General features: G+C 72.9%; 23 protein-coding genes and 1 riboswitch. Of the genes, 6 read left to right on the top strand and 17 right to left on the bottom strand.

What is annotated here, in order from left to right; all coding sequences use genetic code 11:
• Positions 1-203 precede the first annotated feature (203 nt).
• Together hisG and O7631_RS16795 are read right to left on the bottom strand one after the other, a co-directional pair.
• Positions 204-1,049 (bottom strand): ATP phosphoribosyltransferase, encoded by an 846-nt coding sequence (gene hisG / locus O7631_RS16800; protein WP_145783629.1) that lies wholly within the window; start codon positions 1,047-1,049, stop codon positions 204-206.
• A gap of 47 nt (positions 1,050-1,096) precedes the next feature.
• Positions 1,097-1,378, bottom strand: coding sequence for a phosphoribosyl-ATP diphosphatase (locus O7631_RS16795; protein ID WP_197699488.1), 282 nt, complete (start codon positions 1,376-1,378; stop codon positions 1,097-1,099).
• 115 nt (positions 1,379-1,493) lie between these two features.
• Between O7631_RS16795 and O7631_RS16790 the strand changes: the two genes are divergently transcribed.
• The 3 genes from O7631_RS16790 to O7631_RS16780 are packed head-to-tail and all read left to right on the top strand — an operon-like array spanning position 1,494 to position 3,945.
• Complete coding sequence (locus O7631_RS16790) at positions 1,494-2,357, top strand: ABC transporter substrate-binding protein (RefSeq protein ID WP_278145055.1); 864 nt, start codon at positions 1,494-1,496, stop codon at positions 2,355-2,357.
• Positions 2,358-2,362: 5 nt separating this feature from the next.
• On the top strand, positions 2,363-3,199 hold the full coding sequence (locus O7631_RS16785; protein ID WP_269683615.1) for an amino acid ABC transporter permease: 837 nt from the start codon (positions 2,363-2,365) through the stop codon (positions 3,197-3,199).
• A 2-nt stretch (positions 3,200-3,201) separates the two neighbouring features.
• Positions 3,202-3,945, top strand: a complete 744-nt coding sequence (locus O7631_RS16780) for an amino acid ABC transporter ATP-binding protein (RefSeq protein ID WP_269683616.1) — start codon at positions 3,202-3,204, stop codon at positions 3,943-3,945.
• A gap of 19 nt (positions 3,946-3,964) precedes the next feature.
• Here the strand turns inward: O7631_RS16780 and ribH are convergent, their stop codons facing one another.
• The 7 genes from ribH to rpe form a co-directional block, all read right to left on the bottom strand.
• Entirely contained in the window at positions 3,965-4,465 is a 501-nt protein-coding gene (gene ribH, locus O7631_RS16775) for a 6,7-dimethyl-8-ribityllumazine synthase (RefSeq protein WP_088990294.1), read from the bottom strand.
• Positions 4,466-4,467: 2 nt separating this feature from the next.
• On the bottom strand, positions 4,468-5,733 hold the full coding sequence (locus O7631_RS16770; RefSeq protein WP_278145054.1) for a bifunctional 3,4-dihydroxy-2-butanone-4-phosphate synthase/GTP cyclohydrolase II: 1,266 nt from the start codon (positions 5,731-5,733) through the stop codon (positions 4,468-4,470).
• A 141-nt stretch (positions 5,734-5,874) separates the two neighbouring features.
• Positions 5,875-6,558 carry a nicotinamide riboside transporter PnuC gene (gene pnuC, locus O7631_RS16765; protein ID WP_269679854.1) on the bottom strand — a complete coding sequence of 228 codons (684 nt, stop codon included), beginning with the start codon at positions 6,556-6,558 and terminating at the stop codon, positions 5,875-5,877.
• Positions 6,558-7,202, bottom strand: coding sequence for a riboflavin synthase (locus O7631_RS16760; RefSeq protein WP_278145053.1), 645 nt, complete (start codon positions 7,200-7,202; stop codon positions 6,558-6,560). Before O7631_RS16760 ends, pnuC begins: the two co-directional genes overlap by 1 nt.
• 1 nt (position 7,203) lies before the next feature.
• Positions 7,204-8,265 carry a bifunctional diaminohydroxyphosphoribosylaminopyrimidine deaminase/5-amino-6-(5-phosphoribosylamino)uracil reductase RibD gene (ribD, locus tag O7631_RS16755; RefSeq protein WP_145783640.1) on the bottom strand — a complete coding sequence of 354 codons (1,062 nt, stop codon included), beginning with the start codon at positions 8,263-8,265 and terminating at the stop codon, positions 7,204-7,206.
• A 163-nt stretch (positions 8,266-8,428) separates the two neighbouring features.
• A riboswitch (FMN riboswitch) is annotated at positions 8,429-8,599 on the bottom strand.
• Between the two features lie 79 nt (positions 8,600-8,678).
• The gene (locus O7631_RS16750) at positions 8,679-9,635 is read right to left on the bottom strand and encodes a response regulator (RefSeq protein WP_145783642.1); all 957 of its coding nucleotides are present in this window, start codon (positions 9,633-9,635) and stop codon (positions 8,679-8,681) included.
• 1 nt (position 9,636) lies between these two features.
• Positions 9,637-10,317, bottom strand: coding sequence for a ribulose-phosphate 3-epimerase (rpe, locus tag O7631_RS16745; RefSeq protein ID WP_269679857.1), 681 nt, complete (start codon positions 10,315-10,317; stop codon positions 9,637-9,639).
• Between the two features lie 255 nt (positions 10,318-10,572).
• Here rpe and O7631_RS16740 point away from each other — a divergent pair, with 255 nt between their 5' ends.
• Together O7631_RS16740 and O7631_RS16735 are read left to right on the top strand one after the other, a co-directional pair.
• A complete protein-coding gene (locus O7631_RS16740) occupies positions 10,573-11,463 on the top strand; it encodes a septum formation family protein (RefSeq protein ID WP_278145052.1) in 891 nt (296 codons plus the stop codon).
• A gap of 84 nt (positions 11,464-11,547) precedes the next feature.
• Positions 11,548-12,438: a septum formation family protein gene (locus tag O7631_RS16735; RefSeq protein ID WP_278145051.1), complete on the top strand. Its 891-nt coding sequence runs from the start codon at positions 11,548-11,550 to the stop codon at positions 12,436-12,438.
• 43 nt (positions 12,439-12,481) lie between these two features.
• Here O7631_RS16735 and O7631_RS16730 read toward each other — a convergent pair whose 3' ends face one another.
• The 4 genes from O7631_RS16730 to O7631_RS16715 form a co-directional block, all read right to left on the bottom strand.
• A complete protein-coding gene (locus O7631_RS16730; protein ID WP_278145050.1) occupies positions 12,482-13,918 on the bottom strand; it encodes a transcription antitermination factor NusB in 1,437 nt (478 codons plus the stop codon).
• Complete coding sequence (gene fmt / locus O7631_RS16725; protein WP_088991772.1) at positions 13,915-14,841, bottom strand: methionyl-tRNA formyltransferase; 927 nt, start codon at positions 14,839-14,841, stop codon at positions 13,915-13,917. The genes O7631_RS16730 and fmt overlap by 4 nt, the downstream gene beginning before the upstream one ends.
• Before the next feature lie 5 nt (positions 14,842-14,846).
• Positions 14,847-15,407, bottom strand: a complete 561-nt coding sequence (gene def / locus O7631_RS16720) for a peptide deformylase (RefSeq protein ID WP_278145049.1) — start codon at positions 15,405-15,407, stop codon at positions 14,847-14,849.
• Between the two features lie 110 nt (positions 15,408-15,517).
• A complete protein-coding gene (locus O7631_RS16715) occupies positions 15,518-18,013 on the bottom strand; it encodes a helix-turn-helix domain-containing protein (RefSeq protein WP_278145048.1) in 2,496 nt (831 codons plus the stop codon).
• A 242-nt stretch (positions 18,014-18,255) separates the two neighbouring features.
• Here O7631_RS16715 and O7631_RS16710 point away from each other — a divergent pair, with 242 nt between their 5' ends.
• The gene (locus O7631_RS16710; protein WP_278145047.1) at positions 18,256-19,560 is read left to right on the top strand and encodes a hypothetical protein; all 1,305 of its coding nucleotides are present in this window, start codon (positions 18,256-18,258) and stop codon (positions 19,558-19,560) included.
• 167 nt (positions 19,561-19,727) lie between these two features.
• Here O7631_RS16710 and O7631_RS16705 read toward each other — a convergent pair whose 3' ends face one another.
• The 4 genes from O7631_RS16705 to metK form a co-directional block, all read right to left on the bottom strand.
• Entirely contained in the window at positions 19,728-20,972 is a 1,245-nt protein-coding gene (locus O7631_RS16705; RefSeq protein WP_278145046.1) for a cytochrome P450, read from the bottom strand.
• Positions 20,973-21,131: 159 nt separating this feature from the next.
• The gene (locus tag O7631_RS16700; protein WP_145783693.1) at positions 21,132-22,115 is read right to left on the bottom strand and encodes an AAA family ATPase; all 984 of its coding nucleotides are present in this window, start codon (positions 22,113-22,115) and stop codon (positions 21,132-21,134) included.
• A 255-nt stretch (positions 22,116-22,370) separates the two neighbouring features.
• Positions 22,371-24,305: a primosomal protein N' gene (locus O7631_RS16695; protein ID WP_278145045.1), complete on the bottom strand. Its 1,935-nt coding sequence runs from the start codon at positions 24,303-24,305 to the stop codon at positions 22,371-22,373.
• A 59-nt stretch (positions 24,306-24,364) separates the two neighbouring features.
• On the bottom strand, positions 24,365-25,558 hold the full coding sequence (metK, locus tag O7631_RS16690) for a methionine adenosyltransferase (RefSeq protein ID WP_088947464.1): 1,194 nt from the start codon (positions 25,556-25,558) through the stop codon (positions 24,365-24,367).
• Between the last annotated feature and the right edge of the window lie 7 nt (positions 25,559-25,565).

Below are 25,565 nucleotides of genomic sequence, written 5' to 3'. Positions count from 1 at the left end.
GATCCTGCCGCGGTCAGGTGCGGCTTCCGGCGCTCCCCGCACGCGAGGCCGCACACGGGGACAGATCCACTCCGGTTCGCCGAAGTGGGGGTGTCGCGGCGGGCCGGACACCCCCACTTCGGCGAAACCGAGTTGATCAAGGCGCAAGGCGCAAACCAGGGACCGAGGCGCGCGGCCTGGACCGACGCGCGCGGCATGGACGGTCAGAGGCGACAGGCGTGGATGTTGGTGACGAGGATGGCGCGGGCGCCCAACTCGTACAACTCGTCCATGATCCGGTGGACGTCGTCGCGGAGCACCATCGCCTGCACCGCCACCCAGCCCTCGCGGTGCAGGGGCGAGACGGTGGGCGACTCGATGCCCGGGGTGAGCCCGCTGGCCCGGTCCAGCAGGCCGGCCGGCACGTCGTAGGCGAGCATCACGTACCGGCGGGCGACCAACACCCCGTGCAGGCGACGCAGGAGCTGCTCGGCCTGCGGGTGCGCGGGCGCGTCGGCACGACGGACCAGCACCGCCGAGGAGCGCAGCAGCGGCTCGCCGAAGACGACCAGGCCCGCCTGGCGCAGGGTGGCACCGGTCTCGACCACGTCCGCGATCACGTCGGCGACACCGAGGCGTACGGCGTTCTCCACCGCACCGTCGAGGCGGATGACGTCGGCCTTGACCCCCACCTCGCGGAGGTGCCGCTCGACCAGTCCCGGGTACGCGGTGGCGATCCGGTGGCCGCCCAGGTCCTGCACGGAGGCGATGTCGTCGGGGCGGGCGGCGAAGCGGAAGGTGGCCCGCCCGAAGGCGAGGTCTACCACCTCTTCGGCCGGCGCGGCCGAGTCGATCAGCAGGTCGCGGCCGGTGATGCCGAGGTCGAGGTCACCGGAACCGACGTAGGTGGCGATGTCCTTGGGGCGCAGGTAGAAGAATTCGACGTCGTTGGCCTCGTCCCGGCAGACGAGGTCCTTGGGGTCGGTGCGCTGGCGGTAGCCCGCCTCGCGCAGCATCTGGGCGGCCGGTTCGGCGAGGGTGCCCTTGTTGGGGATGGCGACACGCAGCATGACGGAGTGCTCCTTCGATCCGAATGACGATCAACGGGTGAGGGCACTCACAGATGTCGGTAGACGTCCTTAAGCTCGAGACCACTGGCGAGCATCAGCACCTGGACCTGGTAGAGCAGTTGGGAGATCTCCTCGGCAGTGCGCTCCGGCCCCTCGTGCTCGGCGGCCATCCACGACTCGGCGGCCTCCTCGACGACCTTCTTGCCGATGAAGTGCACGCCCTTGTCGAGGGCGGCGACGGTGCCCGAGCCCGGGGTGCCGGCGGCGGCCTTGGCCTGCAGCTCGGCGAACAACTCCTCGAACGTCTTCACGGAGAGCGATTCTTCCAGCCACCCGACCGGCACCCACGCCTGGGTCCGCCGGCACCCAGCCAGCGGGACAATTCCCTACCGACATGGTCGGAGAATTGCCGATCGACGGCTGTCACGCTCTACGCTGTCCGCCATGGCCAGCAGCTCACGTCTCCTCGCGCTCACCCTCGCCGGTGCCGCCGTGGTCGCCGCCGCCGGATGCGCGCCGCAGGACGACACACCGACCCCCGTCGTCACCGCGCCGCCGTCGTGCGCCAAGGACAGCCTGCCCACCCGTACGCCGGGCAAGCTGACCATCGCGACCGACCAGCCCGCGTACGAGCCGTGGTTCTCGAAGGACAAGCCGGACAACGGCGAGGGCTTCGAGTCCGCTGTCGCGTACGCGGTGGCCGAGAAGCTCGGGTACGCCCGCGCCGACGTCACCTGGACCCGGGTCAAGTTCGACGCGGCGATCGCGCCCGGACCGAAGACCTTCGACGTCGACATCAACCAGTTCTCCATCACCGAGGAGCGCAAGCAGGCGGTCGACTTCTCCGCGCCGTACTACCTGGTGCGGCAGACCGTCATCGCGTTGAAGTCCTCGAAGATCGCCGGCAAGAAGTCGCTGACCGACCTTCGCGACGCGCGGCTCGGCGCCCAGGTGGGCACCACCAGCTACCAGGCGATCACCGACGTGATCAAGCCGGCGGTCGAGCCGCGGGTCTACAACAGCAACGACGACGCCAAGAAGGCCCTGCAGAACGGGCAGTTGGACGGGCTCGTGGTGGACCTGCCGACCGCCTTCTACATCACCGGGGCGGAGATCACCGACGCCACGATCGTCGGCCAGGTGCCGCAGGTCGGCACGCCGGAGGCGTTCGGGTTGCTGCTGGACAAGAACTCTCCCCTGACGTCCTGCGTGAGCGGCGCTGTCGGTCAGCTCGCCGAGGCGGGGACGTTGAAGGAGTTGGAGCAGAAGTGGCTGGCGCAGGTGGCGGGCGCGGCCGAGCTGCGGTGACCCTGCTGGATCGCGTTCCCACCGAGGCGCAACGGCGGCGGTCGGCGTACCGGCGTCGGCAAACCGTCTACAGCGTGCTGGTCGCGGCCTCGTCCACGGCGGTGCTCGGCACGCTGCTGGTCGTCGCGGTGACCGGCGCGCCCGGGTGGGAGCGGGTACGGCAGTCGTTCCTGGACCCGGCGATCGCCCGGGACGCGCTGCCGGCCGTGGTGACCGGGCTCTGGCTGAACGTCCGACTGCTGGTCTGTTGTGCGGTCGGGGCGCTGCTGCTCGGGTTGGTGATCGCGGTACTGCGGACGTTGCGCGGCCCGGTCTTCTTCCCGGTCCGGGCGCTGGCCGCCGGTTACACGTACACGTTCCGGGGTCTACCGCTGATCATCGTGCTGTACCTGCTCACCCTCGGTGTGCCCGGCCTGCGGTTGCAGGGCATGCCGCCGGTGCTGGTGCTGGGTGGGCTCGCGTTGGTTCTCACCTACGGCGGCTACCTGGCCGAGGTGTTCCGGGCCGGCATCGAGTCGGTGCATCCCAGTCAGCTCGCCGCGGCCCGCTCACTGGGCCTGACCTACCGGCAGACGATGCGGCACGTGGTCCTGCCGCAGGCCGTCCGCCGGGTGGCGCCACCCCTGCTCAACGACGTGGTGGCGTTGCAGAAGGACGTCGGGTTGGTCTCGCTCGCCGGGCCGATCGACGCGGTCCGCGCCGCCCAGATCGCCACCGCCCAGTCATTCAACTACACGCCGTACATCGTGGCGGGGGTGCTGTTCGTGCTGCTCGCCATCCCGCTGATCGCGGTCACCGACTGGGTGACGCTGCGGGCGGCCCGCCGACAGTCGGGAGGGTGACGATGGCGTTGCTGCGCTGCCGGGGTCTGCGCAAGGAGTTCGCCGACCACGTGGTGCTCGACCAGCTCGACCTGACCGTCGACGAGCATCAGGTGGTGGCCCTGATCGGTGCGTCCGGGTCCGGCAAGTCGACACTGCTGCGGTGTGTGAACCTGCTGGAGGAGATCGACGACGGGACCATCGAGTTGGACGGTGAGGACATCTCCGATCCGCGGGTGGACGCCGACCGGGTCCGCCGGCGGATCGGCATGGTCTTCCAGGCGTACAACCTGTTCCCGCACCTGAGCGTGTTGGAGAACGTCACTCTCGCGCCGCGCCGCGTACACCGGCGGGCTCGGGCGGAGGCGGAGGCCCAGGCCCGGGAGTTGCTGGACCGGGTGGGGCTCGGCGCGAAGGCGGACGCCTACCCGGACCGACTGTCCGGCGGTCAGCAGCAGCGGGTGGCGATCGTCCGGGCCCTTGCGAACTCGCCTCGGCTGATGTTGCTGGACGAGGTGACCTCCGCGCTGGACCCGGAGCTCGTCGGCGAGGTGCTGGCGATGATCCGGGATCTGAAGGCCGACGGCATGACGATGGTGCTGGCCACCCACGAGATGGGCTTCGCCCGGGAGGTCGCCGACCAGGTGTGTTTCCTCGACGCGGGGCGCGTCCTGGAGAGCGGCCCGCCCGAGCAGGTGCTGGGCGAGCCGACCCAGCCTCGGACCCGGCAGTTCCTGCGCCGGATCATCGAGGCCGGTCGGCTGTGAGCGAGCGAGAAAGCGAAGGTCAGCCGCCGAAGCCGACCCGCTGGGCGTTGCCGGCGGCGACGACCCGGACGGCCAGCGCGGCGTCGAGCGCGGCGACGGTGGCGGCCCAGCCCTTGTCCTCCGCCGAGCCGGGCAGGCCGGCCCGGTCCCGGGCCTGCTCGATCGTCTCCACCGTCAACACCCCGTGCGCCACCGGCTTGCCCTCGTCGAGAGCCACCCGGGTCAGGCCGTCGGTGACCGAACGGCAGACGTAGTCGAAGTGGGCGGTGGCGCCGCGCACCACCACGCCGAGGGCGACCACCACGTCACAGCGGCGGGCGAGGGCCTGGGCGACCACCGGCAGCTCGACCGAACCGGCGACGCGGGCGACCACGGACCGCGCCCCGCACGCCTCGGCGGCGGCCAGCGCACGCTCCACCATGTGGTCGGTCAGATCGCCGTGCCAGCGGGCGGCGACGATCCCGACGGTCAGCCCTGCGGCGTCCACCGCCTCGACTCCCGGCTCCCCGAAACCCGCCATCGTCATGCTCCGATCTCGTCGTTGGCGACCGGACGCCCCAGCGGCGCCTCGGACACCTCGTCCAACTCGTCCAGCAGGTGCCCCATCCGGTCCCGCTTGGTGCGCAGGTAGCGCATGTTCTCCGGGTGCGCCCCGGCGGGCAGCCCCTCGCGGCCGGTGATGGTCAACCCGTACCCCTCCAGCCCGGCCCGCTTGGCCGGGTTGTTGGTCAGCAGTCGCATCGAGCGCACGCCCAGGTCGTAGAGGATCTGCGCGCCGGTGCCGTAGTCCCGGGCGTCGGCCGGCAACCCCAGGTCGAGGTTGGCGTCGACGGTGTCGCGGCCCAGGTCCTGCAACTGGTACGCCTGCAACTTGTGCAGCAGGCCGATGCCACGCCCCTCGTGACCGCGGACGTACAGCACGACGCCCCGACCCTCCCGCGCGACGCGGGCCAGCGCGGCGTCCAACTGCGGACCGCAGTCGCACCGCAGCGAACCGAACACGTCCCCGGTCAGGCACTCGGAGTGCACCCGCACCAGCACGTCCTGGCCGTCACCGATATCCCCCAACACCATCGCCACGTGCTCGGCGGGGTCGTGCTCGGCCCGGTAGCCGAGCGCGCGGAACACCCCGTGCCGGGTGGGCATCCGGGCGTCGGCGACCAGCTCGACCTGCTTCTCGGTACGCCGCCGGTAGGCGATCAGGTCGGCGATGGTGACCAGGACGAGACCGTGGTCGGCGGCGAACTTCTCCAGGTCGGGCAGCCGCATCATGGTGCCGTCGTCGTTGACCAGCTCGCAGAGCACACCCGCCGGGCGCAACCCGGCCAGCCGGGTCAGGTCGATGGCGGCCTCGGTGTGCCCGGGCCGGCGCAGCACCCCGCCCTCACGGGCGCGCAGCGGCACGACGTGCCCGGGGCGGGCCAGGTCGGTCGGGTCGGTGGACGCGTCGGCGAGCAGCCGGATGGTGTGCGCGCGGTCGGCCGCCGAGATGCCGGTGCTGATCCCCTCCCGGGCGTCCACCGTCACCGTGTACGCGGTGCCGCGCCGGTCCTGGTTGGTGTGGTGCATCGGCGGCAGGTCGAGGCGGTCGGCCTCGCTCTCGGTCAACGGCACGCAGACGTACCCGGAGGTGTAGCGCACCATGAACGCCATCAACTCCGGCGTGGCCAGCTCGGCCGCGAAGATCAGGTCGCCCTCGTTCTCCCGGTCCGCGTCGTCGACCACGACGACCGGCCGACCGGCCGCGATCTCGGCGACCGCCTGCTCGATGCTCCCGAAGCTGCTCATGCCACCACTCCGCTTCGCTCCATGGCGTCATGAGGCACCGAGACACTGAGCCTGATGATTCGCTCGCTGCGCTCGCTCATGCCACCACTCCGCTTCGCTCCATGGCGTCATGACCTACCACGGCGCCGATGATTCGCTCGCTCATGCCACGGCCTCCCGGTAGATGGGCGTGCGGGCGAGGGCGGTCGCACGCGAGGTGCGCCACCAGGCGGCGAAGCCCCAGACGCACAGCGCGCCGTAGATCAGGTACATGACCGCGGACGGGTAGAAGCCACCGCGCAGCAGCAGCGGCACGCCGACCGCGTCGACCGCGATCCACAGCAGCCAGAACTCCACCCAGCCGCGGGCCATGCCGTACGTGGCCAGCAGGCTGCCGGTGAGGATCCAGGCGTCGGGCAGCGGGCCCCACGAGCCCAGGGCCTTGAGCACCGGGTACGCCGCGGCGGTGCCGACCACGGCGGCCAGCAGCAGCATCAGCCGCTCCCGCCCGGTGGCCCACCGTGGGACGACCGCCGCCTGCCCGCCCTCGGCGCGGCGGTTGCGCTGCCAGCGCCACCAGCCGTAGACGCTGACCGCGAAGAAGAACACCTGTCGTCCGGCCTGCCCGTACAGGTCGTGCGCCTGCGGGGTGGCGAACACCCCGCCGAGGAAGACGGTCAGGAGCAGCGCGTTACCGATCATGCCGACCGGCCAGGCCCAGACCACCCGGCGCAGCCCGAGCAGCGCGGAGATCAGACCGAAGGCGTTGCCGACGATCTCCCGGACCAGCACCGGCGAACCGGCCACCTGCACCTGGGCGTCCAGCAGCCAACCGAGCGGACCCATCAGGCCACCCCGCCCGTGATCGGGGCCACCCCGGAACCGTCGGTGCCGGCCAGCCGGTCGCCGAGCAGCCGCTCGACGTACTTGGCCAGCACGTCGACCTCCAGGTTGACCGGGTCGCCGGCCCTCTTCGCGCCGAGCGTGGTCAGCTTGAGCGTGGTCGGGATCAACCCGACGGAAAACTCGTCCGCGCCCACCTCGGCCACGGTCAGCGAGACACCGTCGATGGTGATGGAGCCCTTCTCCACCACGTACCGGGACAGGCCGGCGGGCAGCCGGAACCGGACAGTCTCCCACTGCTCGGCCGGCTCCCGCGAGATCAGCTCGCCGACCCCGTCCACGTGGCCCTGCACCAGGTGCCCGCCGAGCCGGCTGCCGAGCGCGGCGGCCCGCTCCAGGTTGACCGGGTCGCCGACGCTCAGCGCGCCCAGCGCGGAGCGGCGAAGCGTCTCGCCCATCACGTCGGCGGTGAAGACCCCGTCGGCCACGTCCACGACGGTCAGGCAGACGCCGTTGACCGCGATGGAGTCGCCGTGCCGGGCGTCCGAGGTGACCAACGGACCACGGACGCCGATCAGCGCGGAATCGCCCGCCGTCGCCGTGACCCGGACGATCTCCCCCAACTCCTCGATAATGCCGGTGAACATCTCAGCCCTCCCTTTTGCGGGGCAAAGCGGTGATCCGGAGATCCGGACCGATCTGCGTAACGTCGACGAACTCCAGATCGATGGCCTCAGCGATAGTGCTCACTCCCGCGTCGACCAGAGCGGTCGGTCCGGCGCCGAGCAGTCGCGGCGCGACGTACCCGATGACCTTGTCGACCAGGCCGGCCTGCAGGAACGCTCCGGCCAGCCGGGGGCCGCCCTCCAGCAGCAGCGAACGGACCCCCCGCTCGTGCAGCGCCGCGAGCAGCGCCGGCAGGTCGACCCGGCCGTCCGGGCCGGCGCCGACCTCCTCGGCGGTCGCGATCCACGTCCGCGCGGCGCCGTCGCGGACCCGGGCGTCAGCCGGGGTACGCCCGGAGCTGTCCACCACCACCCGCAGCGGCTGCCGGATGGCCAGGCTGCCGTCGCGCAGGTTGCGAGCGGTCAGCCGGGGGTCGTCGGCGAGCACCGTGCCCACCCCGGCGAGCACCGCGTCGACAGTGCCGCGCAGCGCGTGCACGTCGATCCGGGCGGCCTCCGAGGTGATCCACATGCTGGTGCCGTCCAGGGCGGCGGCGCGCCCGTCGAGCGTGGCGGCGTACTTCCAGATGACGTACGGCCAGCCCCGGCGCATCGAGGTCAACCACGCGACGTTGCCGGCCTCGGCCTCCTCGCCGCGTACCCCGAGATCGACGCGGACCCCGGCGGCGCGCAGGGTGGCGGCGCCACCGGACGCGACCGGGTTGGGATCGGGTACGGCGATGACCACCCGGGCGACCCCGGCCTGGACCAGCGCGGAACTGCAGGGGCCGGTGCGACCGGTGTGGTCACAGGGCTCCAGCGTGACGACCGCGGTGCCGCCCTTGGCCCGCTGCCCGGCCTGCGCCAGGGCGACGATCTCGGCGTGCGGCCCGCCGGCGTACGCGTGGAAGCCCTCCCCCACGACCTGGCCGTCCTCGTCGAGCAGCACGCACCCGACCACCGGATTGGGGCTGGTCGTACCGAGCCCGCGCGCCGCCAACTCGATCGCACGCCGCATCGCCTCGTCGACGGAGACGCTGGCCATCGCCCTGCCCTGCCCTCTCACTCGCCGTCCGCGCGCTGGCGGTCAGGGAGGCTGCGGCCATGGGGCCGCGGGCAGGCGGAGGCGGAATCCGGGAACGGCACAGCCGCCCCGGGAGGTCGGCACGGCACGCTGAAGCCAGCGGCCGGCACGGACCGTCCGTCCCGCGCGCTGTCTCCCATCCGGACTGTCTGGGCGCGGACGAACCGCCCCCAACCGTCGGCCCCGGATTTTCACCAGGTCCACCGGGCGGCAGAGCCGTCCGGGTCGCGGGCTGACCACGGTTGGACCGTGGATCACCGCCGGTTCGGAATTTCACCGAGTCCCGCCAGCGCGTGGTGGGTACACCGGCAGTCTTACACGCTGACGCCGCTCCGCCGCCACCTAGGCGAGCTACTTCACAGCGGGATCACGCGTCAGGTGACGCCGCGCCGCCGGTCCACCGCCACGTACGACCCGGGTTGGCTCTTGGCGACCGTCTTCATCTCCGAGGCCACCGCGATCACCTCCAGGGGGTCGGTGAACCGCTTGCCGGCGTCGGAGAGGGACACCCCGATGGACAGGGTGACCAGGGCGGCGCGTCGGATGTTGCCACGCCGGTCCTTCAGCTCGACGAAGCCGCGCTCCCGGTCGGTCGGGTCGTAGAGGGTGTCGGCGGCGGTCTCGAAGTCCACCACCGCCTGGGAGGTCAGAGGGCGGACCTGGTCCGGGGCGCAGACGATGACGAAGTCGTCGCCGCCGACGTGGCCGAGGAAGGCCGGCGGCAGGCCGACGCCCACCACGGCCCGGTGCAGGCTGCGGGCCAACGCGGAGATGAAGTCGTCGCCCCGGACGAAGCCGTACCGGTCGTTGACGCTCTTGAACCGGTCGATGTCGACGTAGCCGACGGCGTAGTCCACGCCCTGCCGCACCCGGTCGCTGATCTCCCGGCGGATCCGGCTGTTGCCGGGCAGCCCGGTCAGCGGGGAGACCTCCCGGAACTCCTTGTTGCGGCGCAGCGTGGACGAGACCCGGGCCACCAGCTCGGCGGTGTCGAACGGCTTGACCAGGTAGTCGTCGGCACCGGCGCTGAGCCCCAGCACCTTGTCGACGGTCATTCCCTTGGCCGTCAACATGATCACCGGCAGGGCGGAGGTCATCGGGTCGGCGCGCAGCCGCCGGGTCAGCTCCAGGCCGTCGATCCGGGGCATCATGAGGTCGACGACCGCCAGGTCGGGACGCTCCCGTTCGATGACCTCGAGGGCCTCCTGGCCGTCGCTGGCGTGGATCACGTCGAAGCCGTGCAGGCGCAGGTTGAACTCGACGAAACGAGCGATGTCCTCGTCGTCGTCGACGACGAGGATGATGTCCTTGCGGTCGCCGTCGGGTTCCACGTCAGGCGCCGGGAGCCGCGCGTTCCGCCAGCGTACGCAGCCGTCGTACCGCCTCCGCCGGGTCGGCGGCGCCGTACACGGCGGTGCCGGCGACGAACGCGTCAGCGCCCGCCGCGGCGGCCTGCTCGATGGTGTCGGCGGCGATCCCGCCGTCCACCTCGATGCGCAGTTCCAGATGCCCGGTCGAGACGTGCCGGCGGGCGGTACGCACCTTGTCGAGCAGCTGCGGGATGAACCGCTGCCCACCGAAGCCGGCCTTGATCGTCATGATCAGCAGGGTGTCGAAGCTGGGCAGCAGGTCCAGGTACGGCTCGATCGGGGTGTCCCGGTCGATGGCCAGGCCCGCCTTCGCGCCAGCCGACCGCAGGTCCTTGGCCAACGCCACCGGATCGTCGGAGGCCTCGGCGTGGAAGGTGACGTTGTACGCCCCGGCGTCGGCGTAACCCGGCGCCCACCGGCGCGGATCCTCGATCATCAGGTGCACGTCGAACGGCATCGCGGTGACGGCCCGCAGGCTCTGCACCACGGGCAGGCCGATGGTCAGGTTCGGCACGAAGTGGTTGTCCATCACGTCGACGTGCAACCAGTCCGCGGCGTCCTCGACGGCACGGACCTCTTCGGCGAGGCGGGAGAAATCGGCGGCCAGGATGCTCGGCGCGACGATCGGCGGCGGTACGGTCACGTGGCCAGTGTACGAAGATGGCCACCCGCGACCCGCATCGCGCCACCTTCGGGGACGCGCTGTGACCCAGCAGTGACCACTGGTGCAGAATTAGTCGATCCGGATCCCCCAATCCGGACGAACAGACGTCAATGGCTGGCCGATCGGCGGAAAGGCGACGACACTCCAACCGGGACTGTGCCATAGGCTGCACGCCCGCCGGGGTCTCGCCGCGGGGCGCGGTGACCGGCCGCCATCTCCCGGGAAGGGCGGACGATGCGACGGTGGCTCCCAGCGCTGGTGCTGGCCGGCGTCACGACGATGCTGCTGGCCGGTTGCGCGCCGGCACGAGGCGCGGACGGCGACCTCACCGACGACTGGCCGGCGCTGCGGGTTCCGAAGCCGTTCAGTCCGGCCACCGACACCTGCCTGCCCCGGATCATCCCGGTCGTGCAGGCCAGCACGTACGAGACGGTGGACTGCGCGCGCAACCACCTGGCCGAGACCATCCACGTCGGCACCTTCACCGGCCCCGACGCGCTGACCGAGACCCGGCCCGAGCCCGGCTCGCCGGCGCTGCGCACCGCCCGCGCCGAGTGCGACCAGCGGGCCCGGGAGGTGCTCGGCGGCGACTGGCACACCGCCCGGCTCGCGTTGAACCTCGCCCTGCCGTCCGCGCCCGCCTGGTCCGGCGGGGCGCGCTGGTTCCGCTGCGATCTCAGCGAAACCGGCAGCATCGACAACACGCGACCGGTCAACCGCACCGGCAGCCTGCGCGGCGCGCTGATCGGCGACAGCCCGCTGACGCACCGCTGCTTCGACCCGAAACTGATCGGCGACAACCTCAACTACATGGCACCGGTGCTCTGCACCGAACCGCACCGCGCCGAGTTCGTGGGCGTCTACGAGGAACGCGACATGAGTTGGGCCGACTTCAGCAAGGCCGCCGCCCAGGCGCACCGGCGCTGCATGGAGCTGATCGCCACGTTCGCGTCGGTGCCCAACAACAGCGAACTGCCGTACCGGGCCGGGTCCATCTACTACCCGCCGTCGCAACGGGAGTGGGAGGAGGGCGACCGCGGGGTGCGGTGTTTCCTGTGGAGCGACGACCGCAAACTCACCCGTTCGATGCGCGGCGCCGGCCCCGAGGGACTTCCGGCGATCTGAGCAGTGGTGCCGTATGCTGCTGCGCCGTGGCGCTACCGCCCGGCCGGGTCCGGTCGGCGGCCACCAGCGGCGGGGAGGTCAGGGATGCGACGGTGGTTGACGGCGTTCACCGGAGGTGCGGCCCTGGCGCTGACGCTGGCCGGATGCAACGCGCCCGCCGGCCTCGACCGTGACCTCGTCGACGACTGGCCGGCGCCCGTCGCGGCGCAGCAGTTCGTACCCGCCGCCGACGTCTGCCACCAGACCACCCAGCAGGTCGGCTTCCTGACCGGCTACAACCCGACGCCGTGCACCGAGGCGCACCGGGTGGAGACCATGCACGTCGGCACCCTCACCGGTCCGGCCGCCGAGCCCGGCACGACGCCACTGCCCGGTTCGGCGGGCATGCGGGCCGCGCAGGCCGCGTGCGACAAGCAGGTCAACAAGGCGGTCGGCGCCGACTGGCGCTCCGGACGACTCGGCCTGACCGTCGTGCTGCCGTCGCCGCAGGCCTGGGCCGGCGGGGCCCGCTGGTACCGCTGCGACGTCACCGAGATCGTCAGCATCGACGACACCACTGTCGACCTGCGCACCGGCAGCCTCCGGGGCTCGTTGTCCGGCGCCGCCCCGCTGGCGTACCGCTGCTTCAACCCGAAGATGGTCAAGAACGACATCGACGAGATGGTGCCGGTCTCCTGCACGGCGAAGCACCACGCCGAGTTCGTCGGGGTGTGGCAGGCCCCGGACGTCAGCTACGCCGAGTTCTCCCGCACCACCAAGCGCACCCACAGGGCCTGCCAGTCGATGATCGCCAGGTACGCGAAGGTGCCGGACAACTCCCAACTCGACTTCCGCGCCGGAACGATCTACTACCAGCCGTACGAGGAAGAGTGGAAGAACGGCAACCGCGGCGTGCAGTGCTTCCTCTGGATCTCCGACCGGGACCTGACCCGTTCGATGAAGAACGCCGGCACCAAGGGCCTCCCGGTCACCTGAGCCGCCGCGTCCGGCCGGGGGCACCGGCCGGACGCGAACCGCATCAGTTTCGGCGCAGGACCGCGAGGAACATCGCGTCGGTGCCGTGGCGGTGTGGCCAGAGCTGCACGGTCGGCCCGTCACCCAGACCGGGCATCCCGGCCGGCAGCAGCGGGCGGGCGTCCACGAAGTCCACCGCGACACCGCTGCGGCGGGCCGCCTCGGTCACCGTCACGTGCGTCTCGACCGTGTGCGGTGAGCAGGTGACGTAGGCGACCAGGCCACCGGGCCGGACCGCCCGCAGCGCCGCACCGAGCAACTCCCGTTGCAGCCGCGTCAGGGGCGGCAGGTCGGACGGTTGACGACGCCACCGTGACTCCGGCCGACGGCGCAACGAGCCCAGCCCCGTGCATGGTGCGTCGACGAGCACACGGTCGAAGTGCTGCTCGGGAAGCTTCGGGTCGCCGCCGACCTCCCGGCCGTCCATGGCCAGCACGGCCACCGGCAGGCCGCGGGTCGCCTGGGACACCAACCGGGCCCGGTGCTCGGCGACCTCCACTGCTGTCACCCGGGCGCCACGCTGCGCGGCCAGGGCACCCAGCAGACCGGCCTTGCCACCCGGACCGGCGCACAGGTCCAGCCAGCGCCCGTCCGGACCGTCGAGCGGCGCGTCGGCGAGCGCCGCCGCCACCAACTGGGAGCCCTCGTCCTGGACGTGGGCAAGGCCGTCGGCCACCGCCGGCACGTCGCCGGGCGCCCCGCCGGGCAGATAGACGGCGTACGGCGAGAAGGCACCGGGCGCACCGCCCACCTGGTCGGCCAGGTCGACCGGGTCGATCAGCCCCGGCCGGGCACAGAGGTGCACCGCCGGACGCTCGTTGTCCTCGATCAGGAGGCGGGTCGTCTCGCCCAGGTCGCCGCCGAGCGCCTCGGAGAAGGCCCGCACGATCCACTGCGGATGGCTGTACGCCAGGGCCAGGTGCCCGACCGGGTCGGTCTCCATCGGTGGGGCGAGCTTCGCCACCCAGGCGTCCACGTCACGGGTGGACACCTCGCGCAGCACCGCGTTGGCGAAACCCGCGGCGCCCGGCGCGACCGAGCGGACCAGGTCCACTGTCGACGAGACAGCGGCGTGCGGCGGCACCCGGGTGTACAGCAGCTGGTACGCCCCGAGCCGCAACGCGTCACGTGCCGGAGGGTCGATGCGGGCCACGTCCCGACCGGACGCGTCGGTCAGGATCGCGTCCAACGTGCCCAGGTGGCGCAGGGTGCCGTAGGTCAGCTCGGTGGCGAAGGCCGCGTCCCGGCCGAACAGGCCCTCCTCCCGCAGGATGGTGGGGAGCACCAGGTTGGCGAACGCGTCGTCGCGGTGCACCGCCGCCACCGCCTCGTACGCGGCACGACGCGGCCGGTCCAGTGGCGGCCGGGCCGGCCGGCGGTCCCCGCCACGACCCGAGGGCGGACCGGAGCGCGCGGGACGCGTCCCCTCCGGGGCCGTCACGCGAACTCCTCGCCGGTGCCGACGCGGACGCCGCGCGCCCAGTCGGTGGCACCCATCGCCCGCTTTCCGGCGGCACGGACCTCACCGAGGCGCACCGGTACGGTCGCCGTGCCCGCGAGCACCCGGGACTTCTCCACCAGCAACTCCCCCGGCTTCAGCTCCGGGCCGTCGGGCTCCGGCACCACCGGGCCGAGCTTCACCCGCTCGCCTCGGAACGTGGTCCAGCCACCCGGGGCCGGGGTGCAGGCGCGCAGGCGACGGTCCACGGCGAAAGCCGGGTCGCCCCAGCGCACCCGGGCGTCGTCCACAGTCAGTTTCGGTGCCAGCGACACCCCGTCGGCGGGCTGCGGCTCGGCCCGCGCGGTGCCGTCGGCGATCGCGTCGAGCACCGCCACCAGCAGCCCGGCGCCGGAGTCGGCGAGCCGCCCCAGCAGGTCACCGGAGGTGTCGGCCGCGCGGATCTCGTCGGTGAGGGTGCCGTAGACCGGGCCGGTGTCCAGGCCCTCCTCCAACTGGAAGACGCTGGCGCCGGTCAACTCGTCACCGTGCAGCACCGCGTGCTGCACGGGTGCGGCGCCACGCCAGGCGGGCAGCAGCGAGAAGTGCAGGTTGATCCAGCCGTGCCGGGGGATCTCCAGGGCGGCCGGTGGCACCAGCGCGCCGTAGGCGACCACCGGCACGCAGTCCGGTGCGAGCGCGCGGAGCCGGTCGAGGAACTCGGGCTCGCGGGGCCGGGCCGGAGTGAGCACCTCCACGCCGTGCTCGTCGGCCCACTCGCCAACCGGGGAGCGGGACAGACCACGCCCGCGCCCGGCGGGCGCGTCGGGCCGGGTGACCACGGCGACCAGCTCGTGCCGGGAGGCGGCGACGGCAGCCAGGGCGGGTACGGCGACGGCCGGCGTACCGGCGAAGATCACGCGCATCCGGGTCACCGCCCCAGGCCGAAGGGACTGCCCGCGCCGTGCGGGTTGACCTTGACCGTGGGCGGGGCGGACGCGTCGTACCACTCGGCCTGGCGGATCGCCTTCATCGCCTCCTTGCGACCGGCGGCGTCCAGCCGGTCGAGGAAGAGCACGCCGTCGAGGTGGTCGGTCTCGTGCTGCACGCAGCGGGCCATCAGGCCCGTGCCGACGATCTGCAACGGGTCGCCGTAGCCGTTGAAGCCCTTGGCGATGACGTTCTGACGGCGCTTGGTGTCGAAGTAGAGCCCGGGGATGGACAGGCAGCCCTCCGGGCCGTCCTGCTCCTCCTCGTCGGGGAACTCGAGCACGGGGTTCACGAGGTGCCCGAGCACGTCGTCGACGTCGAAGGCGAACACCCGCAGGCCCACACCGAGCTGCGGTGCGGCCAGACCGGCGCCGTTCTGCTCACGCATCGTGTCGGTGAGGTCGGCGATGAGCCGCCGCAACTCGACGTCGAAATCGACCACCGGATCGGCCGGCGTGCGCAGCACCGGATCCCCAAACAGACGGATGGGCTGGACGGTCACGCGGGGTGGCTCCTTCACGGGTCGGACGAGCGGTGCCGTACCAGTCTACGGAGTGCCCGGCCACCCGCCGGGCGGCGTACCTCGATCGGCGACCGCCGGTGTGCCCAGCGTCACCGGCCGGCTCCCGCATCCGGGGACTCGGCCCGGGCCAGCAGGTCCCGCACCCGCTCGCTGTCCGGATGGCCGAGGTCGTCGAGGATGCCCAGTGCCCGCCGCCAGGTACGCACGGCACCGGCCGGGTCCCCCGCCGCGTGCCGGCTCACTCCGAGCCGGGACAGGGTGTCGGCCTCGTCGTAGCGGTCGCTGATGCGTCGGTACAGCCGCAGCGCCCGCCCGTAACAGCGGATCGCCTCGCGGTGCTCACCCAGCTGGGCGTGGATGAAGCCCAGGCTGTCCCAGGTGTTCGCCTCACCGTGCCGGTCACCGGTCGGGCGTAGCAGCGCCAACGCCTCCGCGCAGTGCGCGAGTGCCGGCCCGTACTGGCCGAGCTGGGCGTGCGCCCAACCCACCGCGTTGCGGGCGCTCGCCTCCCCCGCCAGGTGGCCGGCGGCCTGGTACAGCGCCAGCGCGCGTTCACCGTGCTCGAGCGCCTCGGCGTACCGTCCGAGCCCGTCGAGCATCGCGCCGAACGCCCGGTGGGTCCGCGCCTGACCGGTGTGGTCGCCCAACGACTCGAAGATCACCAGCGCCTGCCGGTAGTTCCTCGCCGCCTCGTCCACCCGGCCCAGCCGGTACAGCACGCGGGCGAGGTCCCGGTGGGCGTTCGCCTGCCCGAGCCGGTCGCCCACCCGCCGCGCCCCGGCCAGCGCGGCCTGCTGGGCGAGGACCAGGTCCGGCCAGCGCCCCCGGCGTTGCAGGAAGTCCACCAACGTCCAGGCCAACTGCCAGGCATGACCGTCGAACCCGGTACGCCTCGCGTACGAGACCGCCGCCAGCAGCACCGGGTGCTCGACGGTGAACCAGGCGAGCGCCCGCCCGTGGTCGGTGATCTCCTCGGGCATCACGCCCGGCCCGGCGGCGGCCAGGGTGACCGGATCCCGACCCGGCTGCAGCAGCAACGCGGCCGCGTGCGCGGTGTGCAGGTAGTGGTCGAGCCCTCGTCGGATCGCGGCCCGCCGGGACTCCGCGGGTTCGAGACGTTCGGCCTGCTCGGCCGCGTACGCCCGGAGCAGGTCGTGGGCGCCGAACCGGCCGGGGGCATGCTCGGTGACGAGGTGCGCGTGGGCCAGCTCCGCCAGCAGCCGGGGCACCTGGGCCCGGGGCAGCCCGGCCAGGCTGGCCGCGGCGGCGACTCCGATGTCCGGCCCCGGGTGGCAGCCGAACAGCCGGAACAGTCGTGCCGCCGCCGGCGTCAGGTTCCGGTACGACCAGGAGAAGACGGCCTGCACGTCGGTGCTGGCATCTCCGCCGTCGAAGGAGTCCAGCGGGCGCGGCGCCTCGCGCAGCTCGGCCGCGAGGGCCGCCAGGGAGAACGCCGGATTCGCCGCGCCCCTCGCGGCGAGCACCGCCAGCGCCAGCGGCAGCCGCGCGCACCGCTCGATGATCTCGTCCACCGCCGTCGGCTCGACCGTCAACCGCTGCGCGCCGAGCCGACGGGCCAGCAGTTGCCAGGACTCGGCGGCACTGAGCAGGCCGACGCCGATCGGCCGGGCGCCCTCGGCGGCGACCAGGCCGGCGAGCCGGTTGCGGCTGGTGACCAGGACCAGGCACGTCGGGCTGCCGACCAGCAGGGGCCGAACGTGGTCGATGTCGCGGGCGTTGTCCAGCAGCACCAGCATCCGGCGGTTGGCGAGCAGGCTGCGGTAGAGGCCCACCTGCGCGGTCAGATGGGTGGGTATGCGTTCGGGCGGCACCTCGAGGGCCTCGAGGAAGCCGCGTACCGCCTCGACGGCTGTCATCTCCGTACCGGTGGAGTCGAAGCCGCGCAGGTCGACGTAGAGCTGGCCGTCCGGGAAACGGTCGGCCACCCGGTGCGCCCAGTACACCGCCAGGGTCGTCTTGCCGACCCCGGCCGTCCCGGACAGCGTCATGATGGTCACCGGCGCCGGACCGCCGTCCTCGGGCGGAGCGAGGTTGACGCACTCGGCGTCGAGCTGCGCGAGCTGGGCGACACGTCCGATGAATCCGGGTAGCGCCGGGGGTAGTTGGCGGGGCACGGGCAGCCGGGTCGACGTCGTACCGGCCCGTTGGCCGCCGCCCCGGACCCGGGCCGGCCCGGCGCCCGACCGCCCGGTCGCGGCGTGGTCCCGGTTGGGTCGTCGGCGCCCCTCCTCGACCCGGTCCCGCGCGGTGGCCAGCGCTCCCTGCTCGGCGGGTGTCGCCCCGAGCAGGCGGATGAGGACGTCGAACCGCTCCGGCGGAGGCAGGATGTTGCCGGCGAAGTACTCCCCGATGATCCCCCGTGACCAGCCGGTCTTGGCGGCCAGCTGCCGATACGTCAGTTGGGTCTCACCCTCCTGCCGAGCCTCCCGGCGGCGCAACTGGCGCAACAGCCCGGCCAGTTCCGGCAGTGTCTGCGCGTCGCAGCTGCCGCGGCCCACCTCGAACGACCCGGGTGAACCCTGCTCCGTCGGTCGAGCGCCGGGCGGTACCCGTTGGTCGGACATACGGCTTCCACCCCCCGGCCACCCGGCCCCCCCGGATGCCCACGGGCAGGCTAATTCCACCTCCACACCCATCGATAGGTGACCGCCGATGTCTGACAGTTCCACTTCGGACCCGTGATCGTCCGATGATGTCCGGCGGTGTCCAGTGCCGTCCAGGATGCGCGACGCGAAGCCGAGGTCCCGTGCCACCGTCCTGCTGCGGGTTCGACCCGCTTCACGACCCCTGGGGGAAGAGGTACCTGATGATCCGTCCACACCCGACCGTCCGGCGGACCACGATGCTGCGTCGCATCGCCGTCACCGCCTTCGGCCTCACGCTGCTCGCCGCGGGAGTGACCCCCGCACCGGCCACCGCCGCACCGGGCGGCAAGGCTGGCATCGCCGCACCGGGCGGCAAGGCCGCCATCGCCGGGTCGTTCGTCGACAGCACACCGGTGCCCGCCGGCTTCGCCTCCTGGTCCGAGCTGCTGCGGTTGCAGCAGCGCATGAACAACGCCGCCGCCCAGATCACTGACGCGGCGCAGCGCAGCGCCAACTCCGGCTTCGCCGGCATCGTCGCCGACCCCACCAACCGCCACCTCAAGGTCTACTGGAAGGGGGAGCCGCCGGCCAACCTGATGGCCAACGCCCGGGCCACCGTCGCCACGCAGGTGCTGCCCGCCGCGTACTCCCAGCGGGAACTCCTTGCCGCGGCCGACCGCCTGCGGGCCAAGGCGGGCGACGAGATCACCACCGTCGGGCCGCGCGCCGACGGCGCCGGCCTGCTCGTCGGCACGCAGGACGGCCTGCTCGGCGCGACGGCCCTGGCCGGCGTGCCGGTGACCGTGCAGACCAACGTCGCCGCCGCGCCGGCGACCCGCTGGGACGACACCGCGCCGTGGTGGGGTGGCGCCGCCTGGCGCAACGCCACCACCGGCGGTGGCTGCTCGACCGGCTTCGGGGTCTTCAAGAACGGAAACGCGCGGATCCTCTCCGCCGCGCACTGCGGCAACCTCAACAACGTCGCGACCGACCCGACCGGCCAGGCGATGGGCACCGTCAGCACCCGCAACGTCGGCACCGACACCCTGCTGTTGTCGGGCGGCTCCGGCGGCCGGGTCTTCAACAACAGCACCGACGCGCTGGGCAACGTGGTCAGTGAGTTCAGCAACCAGGTGATCGGCGCGTCGGCCAGCCAGGTCGGCAACTGGGTGTGCACCTCCGGCGCGTACTCCGGCACCCGCTGCTCGATCCAGGTGAAGGCCCGCAACCTCTGCATCAACGTGCGCGACTTCGGCCAGGTCTGCGGGCAGGTCCAGGCGGAGCACACCGGCCGCCTCAACGCCGTCGGTCAGGGCGACAGCGGTGGCCCGGTGGAGATCGTGAACGCGGCGAACACCCTGCAGGTCTGGGCGACCGGCACCAACACCGCCATCGACGACACCAACACGTCGACGGCCTGCACCGGCTACCGCCCCACTGGGCGGGTCTGCGCCTGGCGGTTCTACTACGAGGACATCTTCTCGGGCATGGCCGGCGTCGGCGCCACGGGCGTCGTCCTCGGCTGAGGTAGCTCGGCGACCCGCCGAACGACTCGGTGGCCGGGTCGGTGCGCACACCCGCGCACCGGCCCGGCCCTTGCCTGCTCTCAGGCGCCGGCGGCCGGGTGCCCGGCTAGGGCGTGTGTCAAAGCCCCTGGCCCGCCGCAGGCCGGCCAGGGGCTTTGACACACGCCCTAAGGAGCGGTCCCCCGGACACCGGCCGACGCGCCCAGCGACACCAGCAGGCTCTCGTAGCCACGCAGGGTCAGCCGGGTCCGGTGCCGGGGCGGCTCGACCAGCGCCAGCTCGGGGAGGCGGCGCAGCAGCAGCGGGAACGCCAGCTGCGCCTCCAGCCGGGCCAGGCCCGCGCCGAGGCAGTAGTGCGGGCCGGCGCCGAAGGACAACGGGTGCGCCTGGTCCCGCGTCGGGTCGAAACGCCACGGGTCGGCAAACCGGCGCGGGTCGCGGTTCGCCGCGCCGAGCAGCAGCAACGCCGTGCTGCCGGGCGGAAGGTCGAGCCCGCCGCAGCGCACCGGCGCCGTGCTGGTGCGAGTGGTCAACTGCACCGGCGAGTCGTAGCGCAGCAGCTCCTCGACGTACGCCGGGGCGAGCGCGGGATCGGCGCGCAGCTCGGCGGCGGCGGCCGGGTGACGCAGCAGCACGACGAGACCGTTGCCGAGCAGGTTGGTAGTGGTCTCGAAGCCGGCCACCAGCAGCACCACCAGGTTGGCCAGCAGTTCGTCCCCGGTGAGCCGGTCACCGTCGGCGTCGTGCACCTGGACCAGCGCGGTGGTCAGGTCGTCGGCCGGTGCCCGTCGCCGGGCGACGATCAGCTCGACGAAGTAGTCGCGCAGCTCGGAGGCACCCGCGTCGGCGACCGTCAACTCCTCGGGAGTGATCTCCGGCTCCAGCACCCCGGTCAGGTCACCGGCCCACCGGCGGAACAACGGCCGGTCAGCCGCGGGTACGCCGAGCAGCGCGCAGATCACCCCGACGGGCAGCGGGTACGCGAAGTCGGCCAGTATGTCGACCGGACCGCCGCCCGCGGCTCTGTCGACCATCGCGTCGAGCAACTCCTCGGCCTGTGCCCGCACCACGTCGCGCATGCCGGCGATCCGGCGTGGACTGAACGCCCCGGCGGCCAGCCGACGCATCCGGCTGTGGTCGGGCGGGTTGGTCCGCAGCATGGACCGGGCGATCGACGACACCGCCGGGCTCTGCCGCCAGTTCGGCCAGACCTGGTCCCGCAGCGCGTCGTCGAGCACCCCGAGCCGGGGGTCGCGCAACAACTCGTCGACCTCCGGGTAGCCGGTCACCACGTACAGGCCCGGTAACGCCTGCACCACTGGCCCGTGGGCGCGCAGCCGCTCGTACGTCGGGTACGGGTCGACCCGCCCCTGCGGCGACATGAGCAGTGTCAGCGCCTCGGCAGCCTCCATGGCCGGCCCCCCGTCGATGCGTCGGAGGTTCCATCATCCCGGTGCGGCCGCCATCCAGCAGCCCCCAGGGCCGCGCGGTCGACGCCGAGCCCGGACACGGCGGGTCGGGCACTGGCGGGCCTGGCACCGGCCGGCGGGCCTGGCACCGGCCGGCAGGGCTCAGGCGCTGGCGCTCGGGTCCCCGGCGAGGACCGCGTCACCGCGGAGCAAAGCCGGCTCGGGCAGCGGAAGCTGGATCTTGTGAGCCGCCTCCCAGTCGTAAATCAGGCCGGGGCGGACCTGGGCGGCGAAGTAGTCGATCGCCGTCATCCCACCCACGACCGGCTCGTCGACCTCGGCGACCAGCTGGGCGGGGACGAGGGAGAACCCGTTCTGCAGGGCGGCGCTGAGCCGGCGGTGACCGTCGACGACGAAGAAGTACTCGCCGGTGAACCCGATCTTCAACGGTTCGAGGGCCTCGTCGCCGGCCTCGGCCACGTCGCCGACGAAGTCGGTGTCCCACAGACCCCGCAGGGTGGCGATGTCCTCGGTCGGGTATACGCGGGCCGGGTCGAGCAGCAGCAGCGGTGGCGCGTCCCGCAGCACCTCGGCTCCGAGCGTCCCCTCGTACGCGGCGATGATGTGTTCGATCACCTCGGAGGCGGTCGCCCGGGTGGTGTCACAGATCAGGTCGTAGTTGCGCAGTCGGGCCTTGTCCACGCCGTACCGGATGATGAACCGGCTGCGCTCGCTGGCACTGCGCTCCCGGAGCTTGGCCTTGGCCTCCTCCATCGAGGCGTAGCTCTCTGCCGGGCCGGAGGGCCGGGCGAGCACCCGACGGGCCGCCTCACCCGGCTCGGTGATCATGTGCACCTTGAGCGCGTCGGTGAAGAAGTGCCAGGCCAGCCGGGAGTCCATGACGAGGCGCTCACCGGAGGCGGCGATGTCCCGCTGGAGCTGGTCGACGTAGCCGTCGACGGCCTGGTCGAGCTCGGCGTGCAGATTGAGTTGCAGAGCGGTCATCTGCCGCTGCTGCGCCATCTCCCGGTAGAGGTCCCCCACGCTGACCCGGCGCATCCCGAGCCGCTTGGCGATCTCGACCGACACGGTGCTCTTGCCGCTGCCGAGGTCGCCGTTGAAGACGATCGATTGTCCAACGGTCACGACTTGTCCACCCCTGATCACCGGCTCATTGACATCATCGACACCGCGTCCGACCGACGCGTTCCCGCCATCGTCGCGACAGCCCGCGGCGGCCCCGACTGAGCGCGTCTGACGCTCCGTCGCGACCGGGAGCCGCCGTACGCCTCGGCATGACGGGCGATGCTACCACTCCGGCGCCACCCCTCTGCCGGACGCAGTGTGCGAGGCCACTCCCCACAGGCGGGGTCCGTCGCCGCCGGCACCAGCCGAAACTCCTCAGAACAGGCTCAGCGGATCGACCTGGAGACGGACCGGGTCGGCGGCCTTGCGGGCGGCACGAGCGCCGGCCGCCGAGTGCAACGCCTCGGCGAGCGCGGCAGCCCGCGCCCGGGGCACCCGGACCAGCATCCGCTCCCGTCCCTCCTCGGCCGGCACCGGCCCGAGCACCTCGGCGTCCTCGGGCAGCCGGGCCGCGGTGAGCAGGTCCGCCACCGCCTCGGCCGGGCCGGTGACGCTCGCCATCCGGACGGCCGGGGGGAAACCCAACTCCCGGCGCTCGGCCAACTCCCGGCCGGCGAACCAGGCGGCGTCCCAACGCAGCAGCGCCTGCACCGGTGCGAGCGCGCCGTCGGCGACCACCACCACCCGCCCCGCCGGGGCCGGTCGGGCCAGCGCCGCCGCGGCCAGCCAGCGACGCAACGCCTCCTCGCCGGCGCGCAGGTCGGCCCGGGTCAGCAGGGCCCACGAGTCGAGCAGCAGCACCGCTCCGTAGCCGCCCTCGGCGACCGGTTCGGCACCGGGCGTCGCCACCACCAGGGCCGCCCCCCCGGGAACGTCGGTCAGCACCTCCTCGCGCCCCGACGTGCGCACCGGCACGCCCGGGAATGCCCGGCCCATCTCCTCGGCGGTCCGCCGGGCACCGGTCACCGCCGCCCGCAACCGCCGCCCACCGCACTGCGGGCAGGCGTACGCGGCGGCCACCCGAGCGCACCAGCGGCAGGCCGGGGTGCCGCCGGCCGAGGGCAGCGCGAGCGGGCCGGCGCAGTGCGCGCAACGGGCCGGGGTGCGGCAGTCGGCGCAGGAGATCGACGGCAGGTAGCCGCGCCGGGGCACCTGCACCAGCACCGGCAGGTCCTGACGGAGGGCGTCACGGGCGGCCGTCCAGGCCAGGCTGGGCAGCCGAGCGGTGGCGGCCCCGGGGTCGCGGGCCAGTTGGGGGTCGTCGCCGGTCGGCGCGATCGCCGGGATGCGAGCCCGCACTGTCGCGCGGTCGGCGACCACCTCCCGCGCCCAGCCCGTCTCCAGCAGCAGCTGCGCCTCGGCGCTGCGCGCGTAACCACCGACCAGCGCACCGGCCTCGGCGAGCTGGGCGCGGGTGAGCAGCACGTCGCGGGCGTGCGGATAGGGCGCCCGGGGCTCGGAGTGCAGGTCGTCGCCGTCGTCCCAGACGGCGACCAGACCGAGGCGCTCCACCGGGGCGAACATCGCCGCCCGGGTGCCGATCACCACCGGCACCCGTCCCCGGCGGGCGGCGAGGAACGCGCGGTAGCGGCGCGCCGGCCCGAGCGCGGCAGTCAGGCTGACGTGCCGCCCCTCCCCGAGGACGGCGGTGAGCGCGGCGTCCAGCCGGTCGAGGTCGCGGGCGTCGGGCACCACGACGACAGCGCCGCGCCCCCCGGCCACGGTGGCGGCCACCGCGTCGGCGTAGCGGGCCGCCCAGTCCTCGCCCGGAAGCGCCGACCAGACCGCGCGGGGAGCCCGCCCGTCAGTGAGCGCCCGCAGCAGCGCGGGACCGGTCGGGTAGTCCCGCCAGCCGCGCGGGTCGACCACCGCGTCCTCGGCGACCACCGCGTCCTCGGCGACCGCCGCCGCAGCGGGCTGGTCGTCGCGGGGTTCCTTCTCCACCCGGGCGTGCCGGGGCGGCACGGCGAGCCGGAGCACGTCGGCGAGGTTGCCCGCGTACCGGTCGGCGACCGCGCGGGCCAGCCCGGCGATCTCGGGCGCCAGCACCGGTTCCGGCGACACCACCTTCTCCAGGTACGCGAGGCGCCCTGTGTGCCCGGAGTCGTCGGCACGGGACAGCAACCACCCGTCGACGAGCTGCCCGGCGAAGCGCACCTTCACCCGGGTGCCGGGCACCGCCACCTCGTCCAGCTCAGCCGGCACCAGGTAGTCGAACGGCCGGTCCAGGTGCGCCAGTCCGACATCCACGCAGACGCGCGCGACCGGCGACCCGTCCGCGGGTCGCCGGTCGCTACGCCTGGTGGCGGTCAGGCTCCCGCGGCCGACTTGAGGTCGGCGGCCCGGTCGGTGCTCTCCCAGGTCAGGTCCGGCAACTCGCGGCCGAAGTGGCCGTACGCGGCGGTCTGCTGGTAGATCGGGCGGAGCAGGTTGAGGTCCCGGATGATCGCGGCCGGGCGCAGGTCGAACACCTCGGTGACGGCCTTCTCGATCGACGAGACCGGCACGGTCTCGGTGCCGAACGTCTCGATGAACAGGCTGACCGGGTGCGCCTTGCCGATGGCGTAGGCGACCTGCGCCTCGCACCGCTCGGCCAGGCCGGCGGCGACCACGTTCTTGGCGACCCAGCGCATGGCGTACGCGGCCGACCGGTCCACCTTCGACGGGTCCTTGCCGGAGAACGCGCCACCGCCGTGGCGGGCGTACCCGCCGTAGGTGTCGACGATGATCTTGCGGCCGGTCAGCCCGGCGTCACCCATCGGGCCGCCGATCTCGAACCGCCCGGTCGGGTTGACCAGCAGCCGGTAGCCCTCGGTGTCCAGACCGAGGCTCTCCAGCTCCGGGGCGATGACGTGGTCACGCACGTCCGGGGTGAGCAGGGAGTCCAGGGAGATGTCGGCGGCGTGCTGGCTGGACACGACGACGGTGTTCAGCCGGACCGGGCGCAGCCCCTCGTACTCGATGGTGACCTGGGTCTTGCCGTCCGGGCGCAGGTAGGGGATCGTGCCGTCCTTGCGGACCGCGGCGAGCCGGCGGGCCAGTCGGTGCGCGAGGGCGATCGGCAGCGGCATCAGCTCGGGAGTCTCCGAGCAGGCGAAGCCGAACATCATGCCCTGGTCGCCGGCGCCCTGCGCGTCCAGCGCGCTCTCCGACGCCCCGGTACGCAGCTCGAAGGCGTTGTCCACGCCCTGCGCGATGTCCTCGGACTGCGCGCCGATGGAGACGCTGACCCCGCAGGAGGCCCCGTCGAAGCCCTTCTTCGACGAGTCGTAGCCGATGTCGAGGATGGTCCGACGGACGATCGTCGGGATGTCGGCGTACGCCTTGGTGGTCACCTCGCCGGCGATGTGCACCTGGCCGGTGGTGATCATGGTCTCGACCGCCACCCGGCTGTGCGGATCCTCGGCCAGCAGCGCGTCGAGGATGCCATCGCTGATCTGGTCGGCGATCTTGTCCGGGTGGCCTTCCGTGACCGATTCGGACGTGAAGAGACGGCGTGTCACGGCACTC

Origin of the sequence: Micromonospora sp. WMMD967 (genome assembly GCF_029626165.1) — a bacterium.
GTDB classification, from domain to species: domain Bacteria; phylum Actinomycetota; class Actinomycetes; order Mycobacteriales; family Micromonosporaceae; genus Micromonospora; species Micromonospora taraxaci.
The sequence above is the reverse complement of the archived record's forward strand: the minus strand, read 5'-3'. Positions and strand labels throughout refer to the sequence as shown.